General features: G+C 62.3%; 25 protein-coding genes. 12 read left to right on the top strand and 13 right to left on the bottom strand.

Going from position 1 to position 23556, the window contains the following annotated elements:
• Positions 1 to 20 precede the first annotated feature (20 nt).
• Both rpmB and rpmG read left to right on the top strand, forming a co-directional pair.
• Entirely contained in the window at positions 21 to 257 is a 237-nt protein-coding gene (gene rpmB, locus C8K61_RS04800; protein ID WP_084303647.1) for a 50S ribosomal protein L28, read from the top strand.
• Between the two features lie 11 nt (positions 258 to 268).
• On the top strand, positions 269 to 424 hold the full coding sequence (gene rpmG / locus C8K61_RS04795; protein WP_108095062.1) for a 50S ribosomal protein L33: 156 nt from the start codon (positions 269 to 271) through the stop codon (positions 422 to 424).
• Between the two features lie 242 nt (positions 425 to 666).
• On the opposite strand, the gene C8K61_RS04790 is transcribed toward rpmG, so the two are convergent.
• The 7 genes from C8K61_RS04790 to C8K61_RS04760 form a co-directional block, all read right to left on the bottom strand.
• Positions 667 to 1437 carry a MetQ/NlpA family ABC transporter substrate-binding protein gene (locus tag C8K61_RS04790; protein ID WP_108095061.1) on the bottom strand — a complete coding sequence of 257 codons (771 nt, stop codon included), beginning with the start codon at positions 1435 to 1437 and terminating at the stop codon, positions 667 to 669.
• Between the two features lie 63 nt (positions 1438 to 1500).
• Entirely contained in the window at positions 1501 to 2166 is a 666-nt protein-coding gene (locus C8K61_RS04785) for a methionine ABC transporter permease (protein ID WP_108095060.1), read from the bottom strand.
• Entirely contained in the window at positions 2166 to 3173 is a 1008-nt protein-coding gene (locus C8K61_RS04780; protein ID WP_108095059.1) for a methionine ABC transporter ATP-binding protein, read from the bottom strand. Before C8K61_RS04780 ends, C8K61_RS04785 begins: the two co-directional genes overlap by 1 nt.
• A gap of 215 nt (positions 3174 to 3388) precedes the next feature.
• Positions 3389 to 4249: a PA5502 family lipoprotein gene (locus C8K61_RS04775; protein WP_108095058.1), complete on the bottom strand. Its 861-nt coding sequence runs from the start codon at positions 4247 to 4249 to the stop codon at positions 3389 to 3391.
• A gap of 81 nt (positions 4250 to 4330) precedes the next feature.
• Entirely contained in the window at positions 4331 to 5119 is a 789-nt protein-coding gene (znuB, locus tag C8K61_RS04770; RefSeq protein WP_108095057.1) for a zinc ABC transporter permease subunit ZnuB, read from the bottom strand.
• Positions 5112 to 5921: a zinc ABC transporter ATP-binding protein ZnuC gene (znuC, locus tag C8K61_RS04765; protein ID WP_108095056.1), complete on the bottom strand. Its 810-nt coding sequence runs from the start codon at positions 5919 to 5921 to the stop codon at positions 5112 to 5114. Before znuC ends, znuB begins: the two co-directional genes overlap by 8 nt.
• Positions 5918 to 6403 carry a Fur family transcriptional regulator gene (locus C8K61_RS04760; RefSeq protein WP_108095055.1) on the bottom strand — a complete coding sequence of 162 codons (486 nt, stop codon included), beginning with the start codon at positions 6401 to 6403 and terminating at the stop codon, positions 5918 to 5920. The genes znuC and C8K61_RS04760 overlap by 4 nt, the downstream gene beginning before the upstream one ends.
• Positions 6404 to 6466: 63 nt before the next feature.
• Between C8K61_RS04760 and C8K61_RS04755 the strand changes: the two genes are divergently transcribed.
• A complete protein-coding gene (locus tag C8K61_RS04755) occupies positions 6467 to 7375 on the top strand; it encodes a zinc ABC transporter substrate-binding protein (protein ID WP_256589365.1) in 909 nt (302 codons plus the stop codon).
• Positions 7376 to 7382: 7 nt separating this feature from the next.
• On the opposite strand, the gene C8K61_RS04750 is transcribed toward C8K61_RS04755, so the two are convergent.
• On the bottom strand, positions 7383 to 8333 hold the full coding sequence (locus C8K61_RS04750) for a homoserine kinase (protein WP_108095053.1): 951 nt from the start codon (positions 8331 to 8333) through the stop codon (positions 7383 to 7385).
• Positions 8334 to 8392: 59 nt separating this feature from the next.
• Complete coding sequence (locus C8K61_RS04745) at positions 8393 to 8680, bottom strand: DUF2782 domain-containing protein (protein WP_108095052.1); 288 nt, start codon at positions 8678 to 8680, stop codon at positions 8393 to 8395.
• A 195-nt stretch (positions 8681 to 8875) separates the two neighbouring features.
• Here C8K61_RS04745 and polA point away from each other — a divergent pair, with 195 nt between their 5' ends.
• Positions 8876 to 11692, top strand: coding sequence for a DNA polymerase I (polA, locus tag C8K61_RS04740; RefSeq protein ID WP_108095051.1), 2817 nt, complete (start codon positions 8876 to 8878; stop codon positions 11690 to 11692).
• 282 nt (positions 11693 to 11974) lie between these two features.
• On the opposite strand, the gene yihA is transcribed toward polA, so the two are convergent.
• Positions 11975 to 12610, bottom strand: coding sequence for a ribosome biogenesis GTP-binding protein YihA/YsxC (gene yihA, locus C8K61_RS04735; protein WP_108095050.1), 636 nt, complete (start codon positions 12608 to 12610; stop codon positions 11975 to 11977).
• Between the two features lie 193 nt (positions 12611 to 12803).
• Here yihA and C8K61_RS04730 point away from each other — a divergent pair, with 193 nt between their 5' ends.
• The 5 genes from C8K61_RS04730 (at position 12804) to C8K61_RS04710 (ending at position 17469) form a co-directional block, all read left to right on the top strand.
• Positions 12804 to 13094 carry a cytochrome c5 family protein gene (locus tag C8K61_RS04730; protein ID WP_108095049.1) on the top strand — a complete coding sequence of 97 codons (291 nt, stop codon included), beginning with the start codon at positions 12804 to 12806 and terminating at the stop codon, positions 13092 to 13094.
• 44 nt (positions 13095 to 13138) lie between these two features.
• Positions 13139 to 13744, top strand: a complete 606-nt coding sequence (locus C8K61_RS04725) for a cytochrome c (protein WP_108095048.1) — start codon at positions 13139 to 13141, stop codon at positions 13742 to 13744.
• Between the two features lie 174 nt (positions 13745 to 13918).
• Positions 13919 to 14557 (top strand): thiol:disulfide interchange protein DsbA/DsbL, encoded by a 639-nt coding sequence (locus tag C8K61_RS04720; RefSeq protein WP_108095047.1) that lies wholly within the window; start codon positions 13919 to 13921, stop codon positions 14555 to 14557.
• Between the two features lie 6 nt (positions 14558 to 14563).
• A complete protein-coding gene (locus tag C8K61_RS04715; RefSeq protein ID WP_108095046.1) occupies positions 14564 to 15442 on the top strand; it encodes an endonuclease/exonuclease/phosphatase family protein in 879 nt (292 codons plus the stop codon).
• A complete protein-coding gene (locus C8K61_RS04710; RefSeq protein ID WP_108095045.1) occupies positions 15439 to 17469 on the top strand; it encodes a GGDEF domain-containing protein in 2031 nt (676 codons plus the stop codon). Before C8K61_RS04715 ends, C8K61_RS04710 begins: the two co-directional genes overlap by 4 nt.
• Positions 17470 to 17497: 28 nt before the next feature.
• On the opposite strand, the gene C8K61_RS04705 is transcribed toward C8K61_RS04710, so the two are convergent.
• Both C8K61_RS04705 and C8K61_RS04700 read right to left on the bottom strand, forming a co-directional pair.
• Positions 17498 to 18847, bottom strand: coding sequence for a GTPase/DUF3482 domain-containing protein (locus tag C8K61_RS04705; protein WP_108095044.1), 1350 nt, complete (start codon positions 18845 to 18847; stop codon positions 17498 to 17500).
• Between the two features lie 111 nt (positions 18848 to 18958).
• A complete protein-coding gene (locus tag C8K61_RS04700) occupies positions 18959 to 20335 on the bottom strand; it encodes a DUF2868 domain-containing protein (RefSeq protein WP_108095390.1) in 1377 nt (458 codons plus the stop codon).
• Positions 20336 to 20471: 136 nt separating this feature from the next.
• On the opposite strand from C8K61_RS04700, the gene C8K61_RS04695 reads away from it, so the two are divergent.
• A complete protein-coding gene (locus tag C8K61_RS04695; protein WP_178086422.1) occupies positions 20472 to 20984 on the top strand; it encodes a dihydrofolate reductase in 513 nt (170 codons plus the stop codon).
• Positions 20985 to 21067: 83 nt separating this feature from the next.
• Complete coding sequence (locus tag C8K61_RS04690) at positions 21068 to 21715, top strand: YitT family protein (protein ID WP_108095042.1); 648 nt, start codon at positions 21068 to 21070, stop codon at positions 21713 to 21715.
• A gap of 16 nt (positions 21716 to 21731) precedes the next feature.
• On the opposite strand, the gene C8K61_RS04685 is transcribed toward C8K61_RS04690, so the two are convergent.
• Positions 21732 to 22193 carry a metallophosphoesterase family protein gene (locus C8K61_RS04685; RefSeq protein ID WP_108095041.1) on the bottom strand — a complete coding sequence of 154 codons (462 nt, stop codon included), beginning with the start codon at positions 22191 to 22193 and terminating at the stop codon, positions 21732 to 21734.
• A 187-nt stretch (positions 22194 to 22380) separates the two neighbouring features.
• On the opposite strand from C8K61_RS04685, the gene C8K61_RS04680 reads away from it, so the two are divergent.
• Complete coding sequence (locus tag C8K61_RS04680) at positions 22381 to 23439, top strand: phosphorylcholine phosphatase (protein WP_108095040.1); 1059 nt, start codon at positions 22381 to 22383, stop codon at positions 23437 to 23439.
• The last annotated feature ends 117 nt before the right edge of the window (positions 23440 to 23556 follow it).

Raw genomic sequence — 23556 nt, 5'->3', positions numbered from 1 at the left:
TGGTTTTAGAGGGCTGATGTATGTCGAGAGTCTGTCAAGTTACCGGTAAGGGTCCGGTAACCGGGAATAACATTTCCCACGCTAACAACAAAACCCGTCGCCGTTTCCTGCCGAACCTGCAGCATCACCGCTTCTGGGTTGAGTCGGAGAAGCGTTTCGTGCGTCTGCGCGTAACTGCCAAAGGCATGCGTATCATCGACAAGCGTGGCATTGATGTCGTGCTGGCCGAAATCCGCAGCCGTGGCGAAAAGGTTTAAGGAGCTAAATCATGCGTGAATTGATCCGTTTGGTGTCGAGCGCCGGTACTGGCCACTTCTACACCACCGACAAGAACAAACGTACTACCCCGGACAAAATCGAAATCAAAAAATTCGATCCAGTTGTTCGCCAGCACGTGATCTACAAAGAAGCCAAAATCAAGTAATTGGTTTTAGCTTCAAAAAGAACCCCGCCTTTGTGCGGGGTTTTTTTTCGCCTAGCGATCGGCTGCGCGTCGGCATTGCTGCGTTGAAATCGCAAAATCAAAGGCTTCGCGGCTGATCGGAGTGCCTGACCGGCCCGCTCCTACGGATTGCGTTAACTGTAGGAGCGGCTTTAGCCGCGATGTTTTTGGCCCACAAAAAAGCCCGCTCATTGAGCGGGCTTTTGTTTCCAGCAGTCTGCAAATCAGAACGCGGGGACGATGGCGCCCTTGTACTTCTCTTCGATGAATTTCTTCACTTCTGGAGTAGTCAGAGCCTTGGCCAGTTTCTGGATGGCGGCGGAGTCTTTGTTGTCGGCGCGCGCTACCAGGTTGTTCACGTACGGCGAGTCGCTGCCTTCGATAACCAGGGCGTCCTTTTTCGGGTCCAGTTTGGCTTCCAGGGCGTAGTTGGTGTTGATCAGCGCCAGGTCGACTTGGCTCAGTACGCGCGGCAGGGTGGCAGCTTCCAGCTCGCGGAACTTCAGGCCTTTCGGATTCTCGGCGATGTCTTTGCTGGTGGCCAGGATGTTGTGTTTGTCCTTCAGCTTGATCAAGCCGGCTTTGTCCAGCAGCAGCAGGGCACGGCCGCCGTTGGTGGCGTCGTTAGGGATAACCACGGTGGCGCCTTGTGGCAGCTCGTCGAGCTTCTTGTATTTGCTCGAGTAGGCGCCGAAGGGTTCTACGTGTACGCCAACAATGCTGACCAGCTGGGTGCCGCGGCTCTTGTTGAACTCATCAAGGTAGGGCTGGTGCTGGAAGAAGTTGGCGTCCAGACGTTTCTCAGCGACTTGTACGTTCGGTTGCACGTAGTCGGTGAACACTTTTACCTGCAGGTCCACTCCTTCTTTGGCCAGGGTCGGCTTGATGAACTCGAGGATTTCGGCGTGCGGTACGGCGGAAGCGGCGACGGTCAGGGTTTCCGCGTGGGCGGAGAAGGCCGCGACGGCGGCCAGGGCAGCGAGCAGTTTTTTCATCTCTGGGTTCCTTGTGGGATGCAGTGTTGGCGGCTGGTGGCCGCACTCGTTTAGGTAGCCTTGTTACTTTCTTGAAAAGTGCACCACCAGCTTGTCGCCGACGGTTTGCAGTACTTGCACCAGCACCAGCAGGAGGATGACGGTCACCACCATCACATCCGGCTGGTAGCGCTGATAGCCGTAACGTACTGCCAGGTCGCCCAGGCCGCCGCCGCCAATCAGGCCGGACATAGCGGTGTAGGAGACCAGGGTAATCGCGGTCACGGTGATCGCCGCGACAATGCCCGGCAGCGCTTCAGGAAGCAGGGCGTTGACGACGATTTGCCGTGTCGTCGCGCCCATGGCCTGGGTGGCTTCGATAATGCCGCGGTCGACTTCGCGCAGCGCGGTTTCCACCAGGCGCGCGAAGAATGGGGTAGCGCCCACCACCAGCGGTGGAATGGCGCCGGCGACGCCGAGCGAGGTGCCGGTGATCAGCACGGTCAGCGGGATCATCACGATCAACAAAATCACGAACGGCACCGAGCGCAGCACGTTGACCACCAGCGACAGCAAGGCATAAAAGCCCTTCTGTTCGAACATCTGCCGTGGGCTGGTCAAAAACAGCAGCACGCCCAGGGGCAGGCCGAGGATGGTGGTAAACAGCAGCGAGCCGCCGAGCATGCTCAGGGTGTCGAGGCTGGCTTGCCAGATTTCCACCCAGTCAACATTGGGGAGTAAGGCTTCCATTAGCGCAGGACCTCCAGGTGCACGTCGCTGGCGCCGAAGCGCGCCAGGGCGGCCTCAATGTCGCCACCGGTCAACGCCAGGGTGAGCTGGCCGTAAGGGGTGTCCTTGATGTGGTCGATGCGCCCGGCAAGGATGCTGTAGTCGACGCCGGTTTCCCGCGCGACCACGCCGAGCAGCGGAGCATAAGTAGCCTCACCCTGGAACGTCAGGCGCACGATGCGGCCGCTGACGTGTGCGAAGTCGTCGCGTTGCTCGTCTTCATTGATCTGTTCGGCTTCCATCACGAAACGTTTGGTAGTCGGGTGCTTGGGGTGCAGAAACACTTCTGTGACTGGCCCGTGCTCGACGATAACGCCGGCATCCATCACCGCCACGCGGTCGCAGACACGGCGGATCACATCCATTTCATGGGTGATCAGCACGATGGTCAGGTTCAGTTCGCGGTTGATCTGCGCAAGCAGGTCGAGGACCGAGGCGGTGGTCTGCGGGTCGAGGGCGCTGGTGGCTTCGTCACAGAGCAGAATTTTTGGCTGGGTGGCCAAGGCGCGGGCGATGCCGACGCGCTGTTTCTGGCCGCCGGACAGCTGCGCCGGAAACTTCTTGGCGTGGTCGCTGAGGCCGACGCGTTCGAGGAGTTCGCTGACGCGCTGATTAATGGCGCTGGCAGACAGCTCGCCAGCAAGCTTGAGCGGCAGGGCGATGTTGTCAGCGACGGTTTTCGATGAGAGCAGATTGAAGTGCTGAAAGATCATCCCGACTTGTTGGCGGAAACGGCGTAGGCCGTTGGCGTCGAGGCCGGTGACGTCTTCGCCGTCGACGTCGATGCGCCCGCCAGACGGTTCTTCCAGGCGGTTGATCAGGCGCAGCAGGGTGCTTTTGCCGGCGCCGGAATGACCAATGATGCCAAATACTTCGCCGCTGGCGATGGACAGGCCGGTCGGTTGCAGGGCGGCGATGTCGCGGCCATTGACGCGGTACGCCTTGTGGACGTGATGAAAGTCGATCACTCGTTAAACCTTTTGGGTTTGGCGGTCTGCCGGATAGGCATAAAGGAGCGCTAGTCTAACTGGCGCCTTATAGACCGTAAAAATCTTTGTAATCCTATGGTTATAGCTTTCAGCTCTAAGAGAGTGAGGCCGTTGCCACAGTCTAGAAGGTGGTGTGCCGGTTGCCTGGCTTACGGGTGTGCAGGCCAGGCAGTTGGCCGTTCAATCAGCCGGGCTTAGCCCTTGGCCTGCGGGGTCAGCAACAGGCGCGGCACTTGTTCCAGCTTGAGGGCTTGGGACAGGCGCGGGCTGTAGCTGGGGTCCAGGCGCTTGATACGCGCCAGCAACAACGAGGCGACCCAGGGGTAGTCCTTGTTCTGGCGTACTTCGATGCGCACATCGCAGTCAAAAGTCACGACATCCACGGCGACAGCGTCGAGCAGGCTGCGCAGGCGTTCGTTGTCCTGATTGTCGAGCATCGGCATCGGGATCGCGCTGCTGCTGGCAGCCGGGTTGATCACGCGGGCGCTGGGCTTGGCGGGTGCCTCGACCGGCGTAACCGGGGCGACGGCGGTAATCTCCTGGCTGGCCTTGTTCTGGCGTTCGGCGGCCAGGCGTTGCTGGCGGGCCAGCTCGGTTTTTTCTGCGGCATCCTTGGCAGCCAATTGGGCGGCAGCGCGGGCGCGGGCCTGGTCGGCGGCGTTGAGTTCGGCGGCGCGCGCCTGGGCGATCGAGCTATCCAGGCCATTGGTCAGCGCCGGGGCTTGTGGCATCAGGCTGCGGGCGTGGCTCAGGGCTTTGGTGGCGGTGTCCAAGTCGCCTTGCTGCAGGGCGCTTTGACCTTGTTGCAGGTAGGCGTCGGCCAGTTGCCGCTGGTATTGCTCCACGCGGGTGTCCCCCTGGGCACGCGGGGCGATGGCGGCCAATTGGCTTTCGGCGCTGCTGAGTTGGCCGGCGTTCAGGCTCTGCTCAACCTGGCGAAACGCCGTGATCAGCTCGTCAGTGGGCAGGTTGGCCACTTTCGGCGTGCTCTGGCATGCGGCTAACAGCAGAGAAATCGCCATAACGGGTAGGTAACGGGAGGCGAACTGCTTCATCTATGCAAGTCTCGGGTAGCGCAAAACCGGCGAGTTTACACCGCCGCGCGGGCGGCACCAAACCTCGCCGATATGGCGTGTTCAGGCCAGCCGGCGTGGCAGGGCAAAACTGAGCAGGAACAGCGCCGCGGCGCTGACCACAATGGAGGGGCCGGCCGGGGTGTCCTTGAACCAGGACATGGCCAAGCCGGCGCACACCGCCACCAGTCCCAACACGCTGGCGCCGCCAGCCATCTGCTCCGGCGTGCGCGAATGGCGCTGCGCGGCAGCGGCCGGAATGATCAGCAGTGAGGTGATCAGCAGTACGCCGACGATCTTCATCGCCACGGCAATCACCACTGCTATCAGCAGCATCAGCGCCAGGCGCAGGCTGGCCACCGGCAGGCCCTCGACCTTGGCCAGCTCTTCATGCACGGTGACCGCCAGCAGCGGCCGCCATAGCAGGGCCAGTGCTACCAATACCAAGGCGCTGCCGCCGAGAATCCAGGCCAGGTCGCCGGTGCTGACGGCCAGCAGGTCGCCGAACAGGTAACCCATCAGGTCGATGCGCACGTCGTGCATAAAACTCAGCACCACCAGGCCGAGCGACAAGGTGGTCGGCGCCAGAATGCCCAACAAGGTGTCCGAGGCCAGTGGCTGACGTTGCTGCAACGTCAGCAACAGCACGGCGAGCAGCACGCAGCCGACGGTTACCGCCACGGTGGGGCTGACATCGAGCAAAAAGCCCAGGGCCACGCCCAACAGTGCGGCGTGAGATAAGGTGTCGCCAAAATAGGCCATGCGCCGCCACACCACGAACGAGCCGAGCGGCCCGGCCACCAGTGCCAGCGCGAGGCCGGCGAGCAAGGCGTTTACGAGAAAATCAGGCATGCTTGCAGCCGTCTCCATGTACATGTGGCTGCACTTGACCCTGAATGCGCAGGCCGGCGGCGGGCGCATCGGCCACCACGCCGCCATGCAGGTCGTGGGCGTGGTCGTGATGGTGGTGATAGATCGCCAGGTCCTGGGCGTCCTGGCCGAACAGCTCGACGAATGCCGGGTCGCCGCTGACCTGCTCTGGGTGGCCGGAGCAGCAGACGTGACGGTTCAGGCACACCACCTGGTCGGTGGTGCTCATCACCAGGTGCAGGTCGTGGGAGACCATCAATACGCCGCAGCCATGGCGGTCGCGCAGACGGGTGATCAGGCGATACAGGTCCGCCTGGCCGGCGACATCGACGCCTTGCACTGGCTCGTCCAGCACCAGAAGTTCCGGTTCGCGCAACAGGGCGCGGGCCAGCAGCACGCGCTGCAGTTCGCCGCCGGAAATGCTTTGCAACGGGCTATCGATCACCTGGCTGGCGCCGACTTCTTCCAGCGCTGACAGCGCCGAGCGACGATCGACGCCCGGCACCAGGCGTAGAAACCGCAGCACGCTGAGCGGCAACGTGGCGTCGACATGCAGCTTTTGCGGCATATAGCCGATGCGCAGTTTGGGTTTGCGCCAGACACTGCCGAGCTCGGTTTTCAGCAGGCCCAGCACGGCGCGGACCAAGGTGGTTTTGCCGGCGCCGTTGGGGCCGATCAGGGTGACGATTTCGCCAGGCTGCACACTCAGTTGCACATCGCTGAGCACCTGCTGCCCGGCAAAGCTGACGCCAACGCCTTCAAGGCGGATCAGGGCACTGCTCATGCGCTTTTCTGGCAGCCGGAGCAGACGCCAACCACTTCCACGGTCTGGCTTTCCACGGTGAAGCCGACATCACTGGCGCCCGCAACGATGCTCTGGCTGATGGTTTCGTTGGACAGTTCGATCGCCGCATTGCAGGTGCGGCAGATCAGGAACTGACCCTGGTGCGCGTGCGCAGGATGGTTGCAGCCGACGAAGGCGTTGAGCGAGGCGATGCGGTGCACCAGGCCGTTTTCCAGGAGGAAATCCAGCGCGCGGTACACGGTTGGAGGCGCCGCGCGGCGGCCGTCCTGTTCGGTCAGTACGCCGAGAATGTCATAGGCGCCCAGCGGCTTGTGGCTTTGCCAGACCAGCTCCAGCACCCGACGGCGCAGGGCGGTCAGGCGCAGGCCGGCCCGTTCGCAAATAGCGTCGGCTTCGGACAGCGCGTTGTGCACGCAATGGGAGTGGTCGTGGGGGCGAGAAGCCAGAGGTGTGAGAATCATGGGCGGCGACGGCTGATGAAAGAGACGTTATTCTATAACCCTTTTGCCGGAGAGTGTGCTCCCGTGTCGCGTTTCCTTGTGATCTTTCTGCTGATTTTTTCCGCTGCTGCCCAGGCGGATGTCCGCGTGCTTACCAGCATCAAGCCGCTGCAGTTGATTGCTGCCGCCGTGCAGGACGGTGTCGGCACGCCAGAAGTGCTGCTGCCGCCCGGCGCGTCGCCGCACAACTATGCCTTGCGCCCCTCCGATGTGCGGCGGGTCACCGAGGTTGAGCTGCTGTACTGGATCGGCCCGGACATGGAGAGTTTTATCCCTCGCGTGTTGAAAAGCCGCAGCCTGCCGAGCGTTGCCGTGCAGGACCTGCCGGGGCTGAGCCTGCGTCATTTCGGCGAGGGTGAGGCGCACGCCGACAGCGATCACGATGAGCATGACCACGATCACCAGCCCGGTAGCCTGGATGCGCACCTGTGGCTGCTTCCCGCCAATGCACGGGTGATTGCCGAGCGCATGGCGGCGGACCTGGCGGCTGCCGATCCGGCGAACGCCGCTCGTTATCAGGCCAACCTGAAAGCATTCAGTGAGCGGCTGACGGCGCTAGATGCGCGCCTCAAGCAGCGCGTCGCCGGTATCGCCGGCAAACCGTACTTTGTGTTCCACGAGGCGTTCGATTACTTCGAAGCGGCTTACGGTCTGCAACACGCCGGGGTATTCAGCATTGCCAGCGAAGTGCAGCCCGGTGCCCAGCATGTTGCGGCGATGCGTGCGCGGCTGCAGCAGGCGGGCCCGACTTGCGTGTTCAGCGAACCGCCTTTGCGGCCGCGTCTGGTTAGCACCTTGAGCGACGGTCTGCCGGTACGTCTGGCTGAGCTTGATGCGCTGGGGGGGAAAGAGATTGCGGTGAATGCCCAGGGTTACGAGCAATTGCTGGAAACCCTGGGCAACGATCTGGCTGGTTGCCTGGAAGCGCTCTGACTATCTGTTAGAGCGCAAATGGCAGGGGCAGATGCACGTGCTGTCGCTGCGCCAGGCGGCGCTGGAACTCGTCGGGGTTGTGGATAAGTACGTCTTGCCCGGCGAAGGACTCGGCAGCAATCAGTCGCGAAATCCAGAAGCGCACGCAGGCTACCCGCAGCATCACCGGCCACAACTCAGCTTCGCTCGGGGTGAACGGCCGCGAGGCGGCGTAGGCGCCCAGCAGTGCGCGGGCGCGCGGCGCGTCGAGCGTGCCGTCTTCGCTTGAGCACCAGTCGTTCACAGCGATGGCGACGTCATACAGCATCGGCCCGGAGCAGGCGTTATAGAAGTCGATCAGGCCAGCCAGGTGCGGACCGTCAAACAGCGCGTTGTCGCGGAACAGGTCGGCGTGCAGGTTGGCCCGTGGCAGGGCGAGAATCGCCGCGTGCTGAGCCTGGATTTCTGCCAGTGAGTCACGCAACAGTGTCTGGTTGGACGGTTCCAGCTTGCTCAGCAGCTGTTCACCTTCGCTGAGCATCCAGTCCAGGCCGCGGTCGGTTTTGCGCTCCAGCACCTGGCCGCGCGTGGCGCCGTGTAGTTGTCCGAGCAGCTTGCCCACCTCACTGCAATGGTGGGCGTTGGCCTGGCTCACATGCTTGCCGGCCAGTCGAGGTTGCAGCAGTGCCGGCTTGCCCGCCAGGCTGCGCAGCGCTTCACCGTCGGTGGTGCGCAAGGCATAGGGCACCGGCAGGCCGGCGTCGTGCAGTACGTCCAACAGTTCGATGAAAAACGGCAGGTCTTGAATGGGGCCCCGTTCAACCAGGGTCAGGACAAATTCGCCCTGCTCCAGGCTGACAAAGAAGTTGCTGTTCTCGCTGCCGGCACTGATGCCCTGAAAGTCCCGCAGACGGCCAAGCCCGTAGGGCGCAAGAAACATTTCGAGCTCGGGACGGGTGAGGGGGGTGAATACCGACATCGGGAACCTGCCAACTGCCTGGAGAGGCCGCAATAAAGCGGCGATTAATTAAGCGCCGCTTACCATTTGAAGATTTCCCAGGCGGGAATCAGCATGTCTGGATTGTCGGAGCGAATGAAGTTGCCATCGCTGCCATCGGCACGCACCAGAAAGTACGGCTTGCCGTTTTTTGGGGTGATTTTGATGGCGTACAGAAAGCCGTTCTGTCGGTATTCCTGGATCATCTTGTCGCCGTCCTGGCGGATGGTTACGTCGGGGTCGCCCGTCACCGGTTCATCTTCGGCATAGGCGTTTACTGCACCAGCGGCGAGCAGGCCTGCGAGCAATAAGCTAGAAAGTGTACGCATGGTAACCTTGTCCCTTTGTCGTCAACGGTGCGGTCATTCTAACAGGCTGCAATGAAACTACTGACGCGGCATTCAGGCGCGTTTGACTTGTTGGCCTCCGACTATAAAAGCCAGTCGTTGCGCCGACCCCCCGTTGCTCGCTACATTTTTCCGTTGTCCGTACACCACGGCCCGTCCAATAGGTTGATCTTGCGCATGTCTCAGACTCCCCTCGTCCTGGTGGACGGCTCGTCCTACCTTTATCGCGCTTTCCACGCTCTGCCGCCGTTGACCACCTCCAAAGGCCTGCCGACCGGCGCGGTGAAGGGCGTGTTGAACATGCTCAAAAGCCTGCGCAAGCAGTACCCGCAAAGCCCGTTCGCGGTGGTGTTCGACGCCAAGGGCGGCACCTTCCGTGACGAGCTGTTCGCCGACTACAAGGCCAATCGCCCGTCGATGCCGGACGAGCTGCGGGTGCAGATCGAACCCCTGCATGCCAGCGTGCGTGCCTTGGGTTACCCGCTGTTATGCGTGGACGGCGTCGAGGCCGATGACGTTATCGGCACCCTGGCCCGGCAATGCGCAGCGGCCGGCCGCGACGTGGTGATCTCCACCGGCGACAAGGACATGGCCCAGCTGGTTTGCCCGCACGTTACGCTGGTCAACACCATGTCCGGAAGCGTCTACGACATTGATGGCGTTAAAGAGAAATTCGGTGTCGGTCCTGAGCTGATCATCGACTACCTGGCGCTGATGGGCGACAAGGTCGACAACATTCCGGGCGTTCCTGGCGTCGGCGAAAAGACCGCCGTAGGGCTGCTGGTGGGAGTCGGTGGTGGCCTGGAAGTGCTCTACGCCAACCTCGACAAAGTGCCTGAGCTGCCGATTCGCGGCGCCAAGAACCTGCCTGCCAAACTGCTCGAACACAAGGACATGGCCTTCCTCTCGTATCAGTTGGCGACAATCAAACTGGACGTGCCGCTGAATATCGAAATCGACAGCCTGCATCCCGGTGAGCAGGATCGCGAGGCGTTGGCCGAGCTGTATGCGCTGCTGGAATTCAAGACCGGTCTTGATGAGCTGGCCCGTGATGTGAAAGCTGCCGGCATTGCCGCGATTCGCTCCGGCGGCCTGTTCGATGCACCGGCTGCCGAACCGCCGGCGACCGAGGAAAACGTTGCCGCCGTTGAGTCCGCCGCCAACCAGTACGAAACCGTACTGGATGCTGAGCGTTTTGCCGTCTGGCTGGAGAAGCTGAACAAGGCTGAGCTGTTCGCCTTCGACACCGAAACCACCGGTCTGGATGCTCAGCAGGCGCAGTTGGTCGGCATCTCCATCGCCGTGCAGGTCAATGAGGCGGCCTACATTCCGCTGACCCACTCTTATATGGGCGTGCCGGCGCAGCTGGATCGTGACACCGTGCTCAAGGCGCTCAAGCCGATTCTTGAAGACCCGAACAAAGCCAAAGTCGGCCAGCACGCCAAGTACGACATCAATATCCTCGCCAACTGCGCCATCGACGGTGAGTCGAACAACGGCATCACCCTGCGCGGCGTACGCTTCGACAGCATGCTTGAGTCCTACGTGCTCGACTCCGTGGCCACCCGTCACAACATGGACGCCCTGGCGCTCAAGTACCTCGACCACACCACCATTGCCTTCGAAGACATCGCCGGCAAAGGCGCCAAGCAGCTGACCTTCGACCAGATCGCCCTGGAACAGGCTGGCCCCTACGCCGCCGAAGATGCCGACATCACCCTGCGTCTGCACCAGGTGCTGTGGCAGAAACTGCAGGCGGTGCCGAGCCTGGCCAAGGTCTTGAGCGACATCGAGATGCCGCTGGTGCCCGTGTTGGCGCGGATCGAGCGTAACGGCGCGTTGGTCGACGCCAACCTGTTGGGTCTGCAGAGCAATGAGCTGGGCGAGAAAATGGTTCAGCTCGAGCGCGAGGCGTTCGCCATCGCCGGTGAGGAATTCAACCTCAGCTCGCCGAAGCAGCTGGGGGTAATCCTCTACGAAAAACTCGGCATGCCGGTGCTCAGCAAAACCGCCAAGGGCCAGGCGTCCACGGCCGAAGCGGTGCTGGCGGAGTTGGCCGAGCAGGACTTCCCACTACCCAAGGTGTTGATGCAGTACCGCTCCATGAGCAAGCTGAAAAGCACCTACACCGACCGCTTGCCGGAGCAGATCAACCCGCGCACCGGGCGAATTCATACCTCGTATCACCAGGCCGTGGCGGCCACCGGGCGCTTGTCTTCCACCGACCCGAACCTGCAGAACATTCCGATTCGGACCGCTGAAGGTCGCCGTATCCGTCAGGCCTTTATCGCACCGCCGGGCTACAAACTGTTGGCGGCCGACTACTCGCAAATCGAGCTGCGCATCATGGCGCACCTGGCCAAGGATGAAAGTCTGCTGCACGCCTTCCGCGATAACCTCGATGTGCACCGCGCGACGGCTGCGGAGGTATTTGGCGTTGAGCTGGAACAGGTCACTACCGATATGCGCCGCAAAGCCAAGGCGATCAACTTCGGTCTTATCTATGGCATGAGCGCCTTTGGCCTGGCCAAGCAGATCGGCGTCGACCGCAAAGAATCGCAGGCGTATATCGACCGCTACTTTGCTCGTTATCCGGGCGTGCTGTCGTATATGGAGCGCACTCGCGAGCAGGCCAGCGAGCAGGGCTATGTCGAGACCCTGTTCGGGCGTCGCCTCTACCTGCCGGAGATTCACTCGAAAAACGCCGGTCTGCGCAAAGGCGCCGAGCGCACCGCGATCAACGCGCCGATGCAGGGTACGGCGGCGGACATCATCAAACGGGCGATGGTGAAGGTCGACGATTGGCTCAGCGAATCGGGGCTGGATGCCAAGGTCATTCTCCAGGTACACGACGAATTGGTCCTGGAAGTGCGCGAGGATCTGCTGGAAACGGTCAGCGCCGAAATTCGTCAGCGCATGAGTGCGGCGGCCGAACTGGATGTGCCATTGCTGGTGGAAGTGGGCGTCGGCGCCAACTGGGATGAAGCCCACTGATGCGGGCTTTTTTGCTGCGGCATATCGACGCAGCAAAAACACTTAGGTAGGAAGCTACTGGAATTAGGCGAAGGGTTTTTATCGCTATTGGGTTTTAAACCCGCAGTGAACTTTCGGTAAATCAGGGCGGTCAGAGTTACTGAATGGCTGATGAAGCCCTTCGGTGCTCCTATGTTGTGTTAAGTGTTGGCAGATATCTGAGCCCCGCCCTAGCGGTTCAGACCCTTAAACCCCGAGCCTCTCCCTCCCCATACGAAGCTCGGGGTTTTTTTTGCCTGCGATTTACCCGGCAGGCGGCGTGTCTTCCAGCTCCATCCAGCGCGCCAGCACGGCTTGCGCCTCTTCGATACCCATACGCTTGGGCGCCGAGAACAACTGAATCGTCACCCCATCACCCCAGCCTTTACGCAGGTCGGTCTGCACTTTCAGCAGGGCGTTTTTGGCTGCGCCGTAGGCCAGTTTGTCGGCCTTGGTCAGGAGGATATGCATAGGCATTTCGCTGGCTGCAGACCAGTCGAGCATCAGCCGGTCGAACTCGGTGAGGGGGTGGCGGATGTCCATCATCAGCATCAAACCCTTCAGGCTTTCGCGGCTGCCCAGGTAGGCCTCGAGGTGGCGCTGCCAGTGCAGTTTCAGCGGAATAGGCACCTTGGCGTAGCCATAACCCGGCAGGTCGACCAGGCGCCGCTCTTCGTCCAGGCGGAAGAAGTTCAGCAGCTGCGTGCGGCCGGGCGTCTTCGACGTGCGGGCTAGGCTTGCGTGGGTCAGGGTGTTCAGCGCACTGGATTTACCGGCGTTGGAACGCCCGGCAAAGGCCACTTCAAAGCCCTGGTCATCCGGGCATTGGTCCACCTTTGCGGCGCTGATCATGAAGGCAGCCTGTTGGCACAGACCGATTATGGGGTTCTTGAATTGCATCGAATTTTCCGGTGAGGGGGGTGCCAGCAAGTGGCCCGGCGTGCGGTGTCGCTTCCGTTTCAGTGACGCCAGTATATAATGCCGCAGATTTTGTGTGCGCTTTGTCCGGAATAAGGGCAAGGAATTGCTATAAGGATTTTCTGATTTCGCGCGTTTAGAACGCGAAACGGTCCTCACTGATGAGGTTGATCTGATGAAGTTGTTGCTGCTTGCAGCCACTACCCTGTTGTTGTCCTCGATGGCTCATGCAGCCCAGGACCCGGAAGCGGTATTCAACCGTTCCTGTGGAGCCTGCCATAATGGACAACTGCCGATGGCGCCTAAAAAAGGTGACACGGCTGCTTGGACCCCGCGGTTGGCCCAAGGCATGGATACGTTGGTGCAGCATGTGACCGATGGATTTAACGCCATGCCGCCCCGCGGCTTGTGCACCGACTGTAGCGCCGAAGACTTCCAAGCCATCATCCATTGGATGAGCAAGTAAGCCACGCGTTGATTCTCTCCCTTTAGCCGTAATTGGATTAGCTGATGAACAAAGTACTCGTGAGTCTGCTGTTGACCCTGGGCATCACCGGTATGGCTCATGCCGCAGGCGACGCCGCTGCAGGTCAAGGCAAAGCTGCTGTATGTGGCGCTTGCCACGGTGCCGACGGCAACAGCCCTGCACCGAACTTCCCGAAACTGGCTGGCCAGGGCGAGCGCTACCTGCTCAAGCAAATGCATGACATCAAGGCCGGTAACCGTACCGTGCTGGAAATGACCGGCCTGCTGACCAACCTGAGCGATCAGGACCTGGCAGACATCGCTGCCTACTTCTCCAGCCAGAAAATGGGTGTTGGCGCAGCCGATCCGAAACTGGTTGCACGCGGCCAGGACATCTTCCGTGGCGGCAACCTGGAAACCGGCATGCCAGCGTGCACCGGTTGCCACTCGCCGGACGGCTCGGGTAACGCCGCTGCCGGCTTCCCGCACCTGGGTGGTCAGCACGCTACCTACGTGGCCAAGCAACTGACCAACTTCCGTGAGGGTGATCGCACCAACGATGGTGACAACATGATCATGCGCGGCATTGCAGCTAAGCTGAGCAACAAGGATATCGCTGCGGTATCCAGCTACATCCAGGGTCTGCACTAATCGCGTAGCGGTAATATCCGGTACGCATTAGCGTGAAGAAAAGGGTGGCGAGAGCCACCCTTTTTCGTTGGGGCCGCCGTTACAATGTTGGCCCCTCAGCCGGGAACCCGCCGCAAGGCAATCGGTCGAAATCCAGCTCGCTATCGGGCGAGTTTATCCGCCAAGGAGTAAAGCATGCGTAACCTGATTTTCAGTGCTGTCCTCGCCACCGCGAGTTTGATCGGCATGACTGCTACCGCCACTGCTGCGGAGCCGATTGAAGCTGGCAAGCAATACGTGGAGCTGAGCAGCCCTGTTCCGGTTTCCAAGCCTGGCAAGATCGAAGTCGTCGAGTTGTTCTGGTACGGCTGCCCGCACTGCTACCACTTCGAACCCACCATCAACCCATGGATCAAAAAACTGCCGGATGACGTTCACTTCGTCCGCATTCCGGCCATGTTCGGTGGCGTCTGGGATGCCCACGGCCAACTGTTCGTGACCCTCGAAACCATGGGTGTTGAAGACAAAGTCCACGCCGCCATTTTCGACGCAATCCAGAAGCAAGGTAAAAAACTGGCCAAGCCTGACGAGATGGCCGAGTTCCTCGCCACCCAAGGCGTCGACAAGGACGAGTTCCTCAAAGCCTTCAACTCCTTCGGCGTGAAGAGCCAAGTTGAGAAAGACAAGAAACTGGCCATGGCTTACCAGATCAGCGGTGTACCGACCATGATCGTCAACGGCAAATACCGCTTCGACATCGGTTCGGCCGGCGGCCCGGACCAGGCGCTGGAAGTGGCTGATCAACTGATCGCCAAAGAACGCGCAGCGAAGTAATTCGCCATGCTCCGTCGCTGGGGTACGCCACGTGTAGCAGGACCGCGCGACGCGCGGGTCAATGCAGCGTGCGGCGACTCCGGCGGCCTGCCAGCAGACGGGCGTTTGCGTCTGCTCAGTTTTAATATCCAGGTCGGCAATAGCACCGAGAGTTATCGCCATTACCTCACCCGTGGCTGGCAGCACCTGCTGCCGCACGGCGGGCGCTCCACCAACCTGCAACGTATTGGCGCGCTGCTCGCTGATTACGACCTGGTAGCCCTGCAGGAAGCCGACGGTGGCAGCCACCGTTCGGGCTATATCAACCAGGTGGAACACCTGGCGCAGTTGGGCGCATTCCCTTACTGGTATCAGCAGCTCAACCGCAACCTCGGGCGTCTGGCCCAACACAGCAACGGCGTGCTCAGCCGCTTGCAACCGACAGTCATTGAAGACCACCCGCTGCCCGGCCCGCCCGGTCGTGGCGCGATCTTGCTGCGCTTTGGCGAAGGTGAAGATGCACTCGCGGTGGTGATGATGCATTTGTCGCTGGGGGCGAAAACCCGCGTCCGCCAACTGGCCTATATTCGTGATCTGATTGGCGATTATCGCCATCAGGTGCTGATGGGCGACATGAACACCCACGCTTCTGATTTACTGCTCAACTCGCCCTTGCGCGATCTCGGCCTGTTGGCGCCCCAGGTGGAAGCCACCTTCCCCAGCTGGCGGCCGCAACGGTGCCTGGACCATATTCTGTTGAGCCCGAGCCTTACCTTGGAGGCTGTGCGCGTACTGGCCCAGCCGATTTCCGATCACTTGCCGGTGGCGGTGGAAATTCGTTTACCCGATAGCCTGTGCAGTGATCTGGATAGACCCAACACTTCCCTCGCGGAAATACCGACATGAGTGACGACGCGCAGCGCTGGAAAGAGAAGTACCTGAGCAGCCTCGAGGACCAGGAAAAACTCGAGCGTCGTTGGGACAACCGCCTCGACCTGCTGCGTCGCGGCCTGGTGCGCAGCTCGCTGGCTGCCGAGGGCACCGACAAGGCGGTGGACCAGTGCATGCACGAGCTGCGTGAAATCGTCCGCCGCGACGACATGGACGCCGGCCTGTCCGCTTTGATTCCGCGCCTGGAAAAAGCCGTGCTTGACTCCGAGCAGCGCCGCGTCGAGCGCGCCTCGCAGGTTACCGGTGCGCTGGGTGGGCTGGTGAGCCAGCTGCTGACCCTCGACCTGCCCAGCGAAGTGCGCAAACCGCTGAAGAAGTTCACCAAGCAAGTGGAGAACCGTGCCAGCCAGGTGCGTGAACTGCCGGCATTGCTGTCCGAACTCAGTGGTTTGCAGCGCCAGGCGTTGGCCGTGCTGGAGGCGCCGGAATCGGCGCGCCCCGGTTTGCTGCAACGTTTGTTCGGTGGCCGAGATGGCGGCAGCGAGGATGCGCCGCAGACCCCTGCTGCAGCGCCAGTTGCTGAAACGCCAGCGCCGCAGTCGCCGGTCGCCAGCGCCGCGGCGCCGATTGCGTCTGCGCCCGCCGTCACCCCAACCCCTGCCGCTGAACCGGCAGCCGCCGCCGTGACGCTTGCTCCCGCTCCGGTATCGGCCCCAGCTGCCGCCGCCGTCGCGACCCTTGAGCCCATTGCGGTGCAGGCCTCCGCCCCGGCCACCAGCAGCGAAGCGGCTACCGTCGCGATCAACGAAGCCTTGGCCGCCGCGCGAGTTGCCGCCCGCCCGGCTTCGTCCTTGTCGACGCTGGACAGTTTGCCGCTGTCGGCGTCACTGTTGACCGAAGGTGCCACCGTCTCGGCGGCTATCCACGCCACCGCCGAGCAGGAGCTGGCCGACCCCGAATTCGCCATTCCGCCACCGCCGGAAGCGGGTTACAGCGCTATTGCCGCCCACGTCGAGGCCACCCTGTTGGGCTTGCTCGACGACCTGCCAGTGCCCGAGCATCACAAGCCCCAGGCCGAAGCCTTGCGTGTGCGTATTCAGGCCGGGCTGAACCTGTATGAACTGGTGCCGGTGCTGGATGATTTCGCCGTGCTTATGCTGGCGGTCGCCGACCTCGGCCAGCGCGAGTTCGAAGGCTACCTGGCGCAACTCAACCAACGCCTGGCGACCTTCCAGGGCGGTTTGCAGGACGCCCACCAGGGCTACAGCGAATCGATGGCTGCGGCCCGTGAACTCGATACCGAATTGCGCCAACAGGTCGATGGTCTGCACAACAGCGTGCAAGAAGCCACCGACCTCAGCAGCCTGAAAAACCTGGTGGAAAACCGTCTGGATGGGCTGCTCAGCACCATGTCGCAGTACCAGTCGCAGCGCGATGAGCGCGACCAGGAAGTGGCCGGCCGCCTGCAAACCCTGGTGGAGCGGGTGGCGAGCATGGAGCAGGAAGCCAAGGGCTTTCGCGACCACCTCGAAGAGCAGCGGCAGAAAGCGCTTACCGACCCGCTTACCGGCTTACCCAACCGTGCGGCCTGGGCTGAGCGTCTGGAACTGGAAGTGGCGCGTTGGCAACGTTACGGCGGCGACTTGCTGTTGGCGGTGGTGGACATCGACCACTTCAAGCGGATCAACGACAACTACGGCCACCTGGCCGGCGACAAGGTGTTGAAGATCATTGCCGGCGAGCTCAACAACCGCCTGCGCAAGACCGATTTCATGGCGCGTTTTGGCGGCGAAGAGTTTGTCTTGCTGATCCCCTCAACGCCGTTGGCCGGCGGTCAGCAACTGCTGGAAACCCTGCGCTCGGCGATCGAAGCCTGCCCGTTCCACTTCAAGGGCGAGCGCGTGACCATCACCATCTCTGGCGGGCTGACGGCATTTGCCGAGGGCGAGAAGGGCGACGAAGTTTTCGAGCGTGCCGACCAGGCGCTTTACCGCGCCAAGCGCGCGGGTCGCAATCAGGTAGAAGTCGCCGCAGGCGATTGACCGCTGTGGAGCGCTTGATCTGGAAACCCTACAGCTGCGCCACTAACCGCTCCACCGCCTCTTGCCGCTCAGCCTGCTGCAACCTGGCCTGCGGATTGAGCGACGACCAGCGCGGGTGCGCTCGCGCCTGACGCAGCACCGCCGGCAACTTGCCCTGACGCCAACCTGAGTCCTGCCCCGCTTGCACTTCAATTGCCGCAGTCGCGGCATGGCCGCGCGCGCTCAGGGCGTCCAGCAATTGCCGCTGGCGCACGGCCAGCAGGCGTAGCACGTTGTCGTCGACGCTCAATTCGCGCTGCCCCTTGAGCTTGCCCAGCAGGCGCTCGCCATAGTTGCGCGCGGTCTGCAGGCCGCCACCGGCCAGGGCCCCGATTAATGTCGCGGCGCCCAGCGTCAGACCACCGACCATCAGGTCGATACCCGCCCCGGCTGCTGCGCCCGCGGCGATGCCACCGCCCACTTGAACGCCCAGTTGCTTGAGGGTTTCCGGGTTGAACAGGTCATCGCCCCAGCGTCCGTCCAGCAATGGCAAATCCCCAGCGCGAGCATCCTCCGCGCGGAAGGCGTACAGGCGCAGCAGCGCTTGCACGCAGGCCTGCTCGCGCTGGCGAATGCTCTGGTGCAAGGCCTGCACTTGCGCCTGCTGGTCGGCACCGACGCTGCGGCGGCAGGCGGCGCAGTCGATCAGCAGTTCGGCGATCAGGCGCAGCCCGGCAGCGTGGCGGGCGTGTGCCTGCTGTTCATGGTCGGCAATCAGCCGCTCCAGCTGTGGGCGCGATTTTTCCAACAGCAAAGCCAGGCTTTCATACAGCCGCCGTTCGCCGTCCAGCGGCGGCGCCACGGTGTCGAAGCGCACCAGCGCATGCAGACCGAGACGGGCCAAGGCATCACGCCATTCCTCTTCGCGCTGTTGCGCGCTGGTGACGAAATTCAGCACCGGCAGCAGCGGTTTGCCGCAACTGCCCAGCACTGCGAGTTCGTCGCGGTACTTGGCCAGCACTGGCTCACGCGCGTCGATCACATACAGGCCGGCATCGGAGGCGAGCAGTTGGCGCAGCACCTTGGCTTCCTGCTCGAAACGCTGGCGAGCTTCGCTGCCTTCCAGAAAACGAGCCAGACGCGCCGGACCGTCCAGGCGTTCGCCGGGGCGCTCGAGGCGTTCCAGGTAGTCGAGCAGGGCGATGGCGTCTTCGAGACCTGGGGTGTCATACAGCTCCAGCAGCGCCTGGCCATCCACCGACAACCGCGCGCCTTCGACATGGCGGGTGGTGCTGGGACGATGGGACACCTCACCAAAGCCGACGTCACGGGTGAGGGTGCGCAGCAGCGAGGTTTTACCGACGTTGGTGTGGCCGACAACGGCGAGTTTCAGTGTCATGGCCGGGCCCTCTCCGGCAAGCGGGCGAGGGGGCTGGTGCGCATACTCGGTTGGTTCCCCTCGCCCGCTTGCGGGAGAGGGGCTAGGGGAGAGGGCACGCGAAAACGCAGATTATTCATGCCCACTCTCCAACCATTGCAACGGCGCGCCGTGACGCCAATCCAGCTGCAACCCGTCCAGCGCTGCATGCCAATCCTCCAGCCGCTGACTATCCAGCGCCTCCCCAGGTTCGGCCGCCAGCAGCCATACCCGCGTTTGTCCGGCATTGCGCGCCAGCTCGGCGAGCAGCGCCAGGGTGCCGCGATCCGGCGAGCGGCGTGGGTCGCAAGCGATAGCCAGGCGCGCCGGGGGAAAACGGCTGAGTTGGTCGAGCAGGTGTTGGCGCTGTTCACGGCTGTCGATCACCCCGGCATTTGCAACACCTTTGGGCAGGGCGGGTGGCCAGGGGCGCTGTGGGTCCAGTTCGATGGCCACCAGCAGTGCTCCCTCGCTCTGAGCGGCCACGCTACCCACCTCGCTGGTGGCCAGCTGCGGCGGCGCCGCATCGGTAACGCCCAGGCGTTCGCTGCTGGGTTGCAGGCGTTCGCGCAGCAGGCGGTAGCTGGGCAGTTCAAGATCCAGCTGCAGCAGCGCGCGGCCGCGATGCCAGCGCCAGGCGCAGAAACCGGCCAGCACCGCGCGGGGAATAATGCCGTACGCCAGCAACAACCCCAGCAGCCAGATGGCCCAGGCCTGCCGGGCGCCTTCCTCGGCCACGGCATCGGCGCCGCTGGCGCGAATCAGTTCGACCGAGGGGGTGGCGAAGCCGAGCAGCTGGGGCAGGGCGCCCAGGGTTTGGGTCAGGGTGACGAAGGTGTCGCTTCCTAGCAGCGTGGTCTCCCAGACAAAGCCGTAGCGGCGGGTGGCCAACAGCGCGAGCAAACTGCCCAGGGCGCTGAGCAATACCAGCAACCACAGGCCGTGGGCCAACACGCCAATGGCCCAACGGCTGAGGCGCTGGCGCTGCAACAGAACCAGCAGGGCCGGCGCCAACTGCGCGGCCTGGGCGTCGCGGGCGAGTTTTTCACTCAGCCATAACCACAGTCGGCCGAGGCTGGCATTGCCGCCTGCCAGCAGCAGGCTGGCGCCCCAGCCCAGCAACATCAACAGGTGCAAACCGAGCAGGCTGCCCAGGGCCCAGAACACATTCACCGGGCGCTGTCCGTCGCCCAGCGCGGCCAGGCCCAGGCCGGCACCGCTGAGCAGCGCCAGCACCAGTAACAGACCAAGGGCCAGCCGCGCACCCTGTTGCCAATGGTGCAAAGCGGCGAGCATGCCGTCGCGCTGCGCCAGCCACAGGGCGCGGTGTTCGATGCGGCTGCGCAGATCGCCGCCCTCGGCCACAGCGAGGCGATTCGCTTCGCGGTCTTCCAGCGGCCCCGCCTGTTCTTCACGCAGCCGCACGGCTTCTGTCAGCCACAGGCGTTGTAACGGTGAAAGAGGGGACACGGGCGAATTCGACAAGGGCATGCGCGAGCTCATAAGGCCAAACGGGAAGAGGAACGGCTAGGAGGATAACCCCTCAGGTGCGCGCCCATCATCCGTTTGCTTTTTTTCCACCGGCCTAGCCGTTATCCTCGCCGCCATGAATACGACCTTACCCCTCTGCCTGATCGCCGCCCTCGCCGAAAACCGCGTGATTGGCCGCGACAACCAATTGCCCTGGCACCTGCCGGCGGACCTCAAGCACTTCAAGGCCATGACCCTCGGCAAGCCGATCATCATGGGCCGCAAAACCTGGGATTCGCTCGGCCGCCCGCTGCCGGGCCGTCTCAATCTGGTGGTCAGCCGCCAGGCCGGTCTGCAGCTGGAAGGCGCCGAAGTGTTCGCCTCGCTGGAAGCGGCGGTGCAGCGTGCCGAGCAATGGGCCAAGGCGGAAGACGCCGACGAACTGATGCTGATCGGTGGCGCCCAGCTGTACGAACAAGGTCTGGCCCTGGCCCAGCGTCTGTACCTGACGCGCGTGGCGCTGAGCCCAGAGGGTGATGCCTGCTTCCCCATTTACGATGAAGACGCCTGGCACCTGGCATCGAGCATCGAACACGAAGCCACTGGCGAAACGCCGGCCTACAGCTTCGAAGTCTGGGACAAGCGCTAAGCGCCCCACCGACACTGCTGACTGACTACGCTGAACACGCTGCCTCGTCCGAGGCGGCGTGCCGTTATTTCCGAGGTTTACCCATGCAAGACAACACGCCGGACGCCACCGAGGTGGACACCGTTGCCCAGGTATTTGTCCGCCACCCCCTGTGGGAAGACGGCTTGGCTATGATCTCCGGCACCGCCATGGTGGCCTTGGGCATCGCGTTCTACGCCCACGCCGGCTTGCTCACCGGCGGCATGGTCGGCCTGGCCTTTCTGCTCAAGTACCAGATGGGTGTGCCGTTCGGCCTGATGTTTTTCCTGCTCAACCTGCCGTTCTACCTGCTGGGCATCTGGCGCATGGGCTGGAGCTTCACCCTGCGCACCGGCTGCGCGGTGGCGTTGGTGTCGGTGCTGGCCGAGCTGACGCCGACCTGGGTGTCGTTCAATCAGCTGAGCCCGTTATACGCCGCAGTGTTTGGCGGCCTGGCGATGGGCTTGGGGCTGCTGATGCTGTTCCGCCACCGGGCGAGTCTGGGTGGGGTGAATATTCTGGCGCTGTTCCTGCAGGAGCGCTTCGGCGTGCGTGCCGGGCTGGTGCAGATGGGCGTAGATGGCGTGATCGTGCTGGCGTCGTTGTTTGTGATCGCGCCTGAGAAGGTCGCGTTGTCGGTGCTGGGGGCGTTGGCCTTGAACCTGGTGCTGGCAATCAACCACCGCTCGGATCGGTACATGGGCGTGAGCTGAATAACGATTTTGCTGTTTAGCCCAGGGTGAGCTCCAACAACTCTCCCGTGACCTGCCCATCCTCAATCCGCAAAAAACCCACACTGATCGGCAGCTTGAACCGCCGCGGCCCTGCGCTGCCGGGGTTGATATACAGCACCCCATGCACCTGCTTTTGCAGCGGCTTGTGTGAATGCCCCGTCACCACCACGTCGATGCCGGCCGGCAATTGCTCCGGTACGTCGGCCATTTCATGCACCACATAAATGCCGATGCCGTCGATGCGCAGCACGGCATGGGTGGGCACGCTGCTGGCCCAGCTGTCGTCTTCGTCGTTGTTGCCGCGCACAGCGGTCAGCGGCGCGAGGTCGCGCAGGGCTTCGAGGATCTCCGGTTTGCCGATGTCGCCGGCATGCACGATGCGCTCGCAACCCTCCAGCGCGGCCAGCGCTTCGGGGCGCAGCAAGCCGTGGGTATCGGAGATCAGGCCGATCTTCATGGGCATCTCCTCCTGCTCCTAAGGTTCTGAAAACTATGGATTAAGCGGCGATAACGTCGTTTTCGTCGGTTTTTTCTGACGTTTTCACGACAGTGGATGACGCTCAGAGCAAACGCGCAGTCGTTGCCGGATCAGGGCTGTCATTTTCATTTGTTAGCGTCGCCCTTTCACTCCTGAGGGATCGACGATGACCTTTGTTAAAACCCTGTTCGCCGCCGCGCTGGCACTGGGCCTGGCCAGCCACGCCATGGCCGCCACCGAACTCAAGCACTGGCCGGCCGACGCCGCCAAGCAACTGGATGCCATGATTGCGGCGAATGCCAACAAGGGCAACTTCGCGGTCTTCGATATGGACAACACCAGCTACCGCTACGATCTCGAAGAGTCACTGCTGCCGTTTATGGAAAACAAGGGCGTACTGACCCGCGACAAGCTCGACCCCTCGCTAAAGCTGATCCCCTTCAAAGACACCGCTGAGCACCAGGAAAGTCTGTTCAGCTACTACTACCGCCTGTGCGAGATCGACGACATGGTCTGCTACCCCTGGGTGGCGCAGGTGTTTTCAGGCTTCACCCTCAGCGAGCTGAAGGGTTATGTCGATGAGCTGATGGCCTACAACAAGCCGGTACCGAGCACCTATTACGAAGGCGATGTGGTCAAGACCATCGAGGTGCAGCCGCCCAAGGTCTTCACCGGCCAGGCCGAGCTGTACAACAAGCTGATGGAGAACGGCATCGAGGTGTACGTGATGACGGCCGCCTCGGAAGAGCTGGTGCGCATGGTCGCCTCCGACCCCAAGTACGGCTACAACGTCAAACCGCAGAACGTGATCGGCGTGAGCCTGCTACTCAAAGACCCGAAGAGCGGCGCCCTGACCACGGCGCGTAAGCAGATCACTGCCGGCACCTACGACGCCAAGGCCAACATGGGCCTGGAACTGACCCCGTATCTGTGGACCCCGGCAACCTGGATGGCCGGCAAACAGGCGGCGATCCTCACCTACATCGATGAATGGAAAAAGCCGGTACTGGTGGGCGGCGATACGCCGAGCAGCGATGGCTACATGCTGTTTCACAGTGTGGATGTAGCCAAGGGTGGGATTCACCTGTGGGTGAACCGCAAAGACAAGTACATGGGCCAGATCACTGCGATGCAGGCCAAGCATGCAGCGGCGCAGGCCAAGGAAGGGTTGCCGGTGACGGCGGACAAGAATTGGGTGGTGGTGAAGCCGGAGGAGATTCAGTAGGGCGATGAATTTAAAAGCATCGCGGCTGAAGCCCCTCCCACAGGGATCGCGTTTTCTTGTGGGAGGGGCTTTAGCCGCGAGTTTTTGATCTATAAAAAAGCCCCGCACTAGGCGGGG

Source organism: Pseudomonas sp. GV071 (assembly GCF_003050835.1).
GTDB lineage: Bacteria > Pseudomonadota > Gammaproteobacteria > Pseudomonadales > Pseudomonadaceae > Aquipseudomonas.
The sequence above is the reverse complement of the archived record's forward strand: the minus strand, read 5'-3'. Positions and strand labels throughout refer to the sequence as shown.

Excerpts from the sequence above, each read along its gene's own strand:
- C8K61_RS04750 (WP_108095053.1), bottom strand. The coding sequence starts at position 8,333 with ATGTCGGTATTCACCCCCCTCACCCGTCCCGAGCTCGAAATGTTTCTT.
- C8K61_RS04745 (WP_108095052.1), bottom strand. The coding sequence starts at position 8,680 with ATGCGTACACTTTCTAGCTTATTGCTCGCAGGCCTGCTCGCCGCTGGT.
- rpmB (WP_084303647.1), top strand. The coding sequence starts at position 21 with ATGTCGAGAGTCTGTCAAGTTACCGGTAAGGGTCCGGTAACCGGGAAT.
- yihA (WP_108095050.1), bottom strand. The coding sequence starts at position 12,610 with ATGCAATTCAAGAACCCCATAATCGGTCTGTGCCAACAGGCTGCCTTC.
- C8K61_RS04730 (WP_108095049.1), top strand. The coding sequence starts at position 12,804 with ATGAAGTTGTTGCTGCTTGCAGCCACTACCCTGTTGTTGTCCTCGATG.
- C8K61_RS04705 (WP_108095044.1), bottom strand. The coding sequence starts at position 18,847 with ATGACACTGAAACTCGCCGTTGTCGGCCACACCAACGTCGGTAAAACC.
- C8K61_RS04725 (WP_108095048.1), top strand. The coding sequence starts at position 13,139 with ATGAACAAAGTACTCGTGAGTCTGCTGTTGACCCTGGGCATCACCGGT.
- C8K61_RS04775 (WP_108095058.1), bottom strand. The coding sequence starts at position 4,249 with ATGAAGCAGTTCGCCTCCCGTTACCTACCCGTTATGGCGATTTCTCTG.
- rpmG (WP_108095062.1), top strand. The coding sequence starts at position 269 with ATGCGTGAATTGATCCGTTTGGTGTCGAGCGCCGGTACTGGCCACTTC.
- C8K61_RS04695 (WP_178086422.1), top strand. The coding sequence starts at position 20,472 with ATGAATACGACCTTACCCCTCTGCCTGATCGCCGCCCTCGCCGAAAAC.
- C8K61_RS04790 (WP_108095061.1), bottom strand. The coding sequence starts at position 1,437 with ATGAAAAAACTGCTCGCTGCCCTGGCCGCCGTCGCGGCCTTCTCCGCC.
- C8K61_RS04685 (WP_108095041.1), bottom strand. The coding sequence starts at position 22,193 with ATGAAGATCGGCCTGATCTCCGATACCCACGGCTTGCTGCGCCCCGAA.
- C8K61_RS04710 (WP_108095045.1), top strand. The coding sequence starts at position 15,439 with ATGAGTGACGACGCGCAGCGCTGGAAAGAGAAGTACCTGAGCAGCCTC.
- znuB (WP_108095057.1), bottom strand. The coding sequence starts at position 5,119 with ATGCCTGATTTTCTCGTAAACGCCTTGCTCGCCGGCCTCGCGCTGGCA.
- C8K61_RS04715 (WP_108095046.1), top strand. The coding sequence starts at position 14,564 with ATGCTCCGTCGCTGGGGTACGCCACGTGTAGCAGGACCGCGCGACGCG.
- polA (WP_108095051.1), top strand. The coding sequence starts at position 8,876 with ATGTCTCAGACTCCCCTCGTCCTGGTGGACGGCTCGTCCTACCTTTAT.
- C8K61_RS04760 (WP_108095055.1), bottom strand. The coding sequence starts at position 6,403 with ATGATTCTCACACCTCTGGCTTCTCGCCCCCACGACCACTCCCATTGC.
- znuC (WP_108095056.1), bottom strand. The coding sequence starts at position 5,921 with ATGAGCAGTGCCCTGATCCGCCTTGAAGGCGTTGGCGTCAGCTTTGCC.
- C8K61_RS04785 (WP_108095060.1), bottom strand. The coding sequence starts at position 2,166 with ATGGAAGCCTTACTCCCCAATGTTGACTGGGTGGAAATCTGGCAAGCC.
- C8K61_RS04690 (WP_108095042.1), top strand. The coding sequence starts at position 21,068 with ATGCAAGACAACACGCCGGACGCCACCGAGGTGGACACCGTTGCCCAG.
- C8K61_RS04680 (WP_108095040.1), top strand. The coding sequence starts at position 22,381 with ATGACCTTTGTTAAAACCCTGTTCGCCGCCGCGCTGGCACTGGGCCTG.
- C8K61_RS04720 (WP_108095047.1), top strand. The coding sequence starts at position 13,919 with ATGCGTAACCTGATTTTCAGTGCTGTCCTCGCCACCGCGAGTTTGATC.